Genomic DNA, 1,684 nt, shown 5'->3' on the forward strand with positions numbered 1-1,684 from the left:
CGACAGCCAGGCGGGGGTGGGCGAGCCGTGCCGGGTTTGGGCGCTGTGCGTGCCGGCGTCCGGGGGCGCGGGGGCGCCAGGGTGCCATCGAACCTGTCCGGTGTCGAGTCGCATTGTGGCGATGCCGGGGCCCGGGTCGGGTGCGTTGACCAGTCGGATCTGCTGGCCGAAGCCGGGGTGCCCGAACAGCGCCCGCGCCGGGCGGGCGGCGGCACGGCCCGGGCCTTGAGCCCACTCGGCCGGGTTGTTGGCGACTGCGACGACAGCCTGACAGGATCCAACAAGCTGGGCGGCCGCGCCTCCAAAGGCCGTCAGCGTCTCACTCATGGCCGGGACGAGGATCAGGTTCGCGCCGACCTCGCTCAGGGTGTGGACCGCTTCGGGGTTGAGCAGGTCACGACAGATGACGACGGCCAGATGCCAGCGGTCCTGCGTGACGTAGACGCGCAGCTCCGGGTGCGAGGGTGGTTCGATGTCCTCACGTACCGGCCGGTCGGCGGCGGAGAACTTGTCATGGACGAGGGGTTCGAGGCGTCCGCGGACCCAGGAGATCGACTGATTGCGTCGCCTGCCGCCGGTGCCGGTGTGGTGCAAGCTGCCGGCCACCAACAGGTCGGGTCCATCCGGGCGGGTTACCCAGCCCTGCAGTGCTTCGGATATGTCGGGGGTGACGGCGAGCTCCGGCAGCACCACGATGCTGGCTCGCGCCCGGGCGGCGCTGGTGAGGAGCCCGTCGATCTCGGCCTGCTGTCGTGCCTCGTCGGCGGGCCGAATCGGGAAGGAGCGCCCGTTGGGAGCGCGGGGGAAGTCGAACTCGGACAGGGAGCGGTTCGGGTGCACGGTCGCCAGCACCGTGCCCCGCGTCAGAGCGTTCGGTAGCACACCGATCAGGGAGTAGTCGAGGATCACCCGGAACTGGGTTGCCCACTCCCCGGCCAGCCTCACGTGTCGGGTCTCGTCGAGCCGGTGCGCGAGACGCCAGGGCGGTGCCGTCGGTGTCAGCGCGGTCAGGTTCGGCACGTCGGGGGAGTCCAGGGGAATCGGATCCCCGACGCCGGGCTGGTACGGGCTGCGGCGCCGGAACGAGGCGTCGAGGCTGGCGCCGTAGAAATGGTCCAGCAGCTGGGCGGCCTGGTGGGTGATCACGACCACGGGCAGCTTCGCCGTGGCCGTCATGACCGCCGCCAATTCGGCCCGCACCCGGGCCCCCAGTGCGAGCGACCCCGTATCGGCGGACATCGCGGCCCGTGCCGGCCGCAGGAGCTCGGCCACGGCGGACCGGAGCTGCGGGCTCTCGGCCAGGGGTTGGAGCCGCTGGTGCTCGTCGCGGCACCAGCGCAGCAGATGGGTGAGCGTGACCAGCGGCTCGGTCTCTGAGGCCACAACCGCGCGCAGCGCCGCCGTCCGGTCCGCCTCCGAGACCAGCTGGCCGACACAGGGCTCGCAGCCCGGCGCGGGCAGGGCAGCTGAGTCAGGGCTGGCGTCATCCGCGCGGCGATCCGGCGCCGGCGAGGCGTCCGGGGAGCTGCAGGCACACGCCGACGAAAGGGCCGCGTCACCGGGCGCCCGGACGCCGGCACCGGTTGACACCTCTGCCGAGTGCCCTCGTCCAGCATGACTGCGGCCCACCTAAGTGGTCAGGATCGTAAGTTCGTCGGGGGTCAGGAGGCTTGGGCCGGGTCGG

Annotated in this window: 1 protein-coding gene; it reads right to left on the minus strand. The window is 72.1% G+C overall.

Annotated features, from left to right (window positions below; genetic code table 11):
• The coding region (locus tag L0H79_RS22095) for a hypothetical protein (RefSeq protein WP_301486931.1) at window positions 1-1,383 on the minus strand (1,383 nt) is incomplete at its 3' end.
• Window positions 1,384-1,684 lie beyond the last annotated feature (301 nt).

Origin of the sequence: Intrasporangium sp. (assembly GCF_030452765.1) — a bacterium.
Taxonomy (GTDB): domain Bacteria; phylum Actinomycetota; class Actinomycetes; order Actinomycetales; family Dermatophilaceae; genus Intrasporangium_A.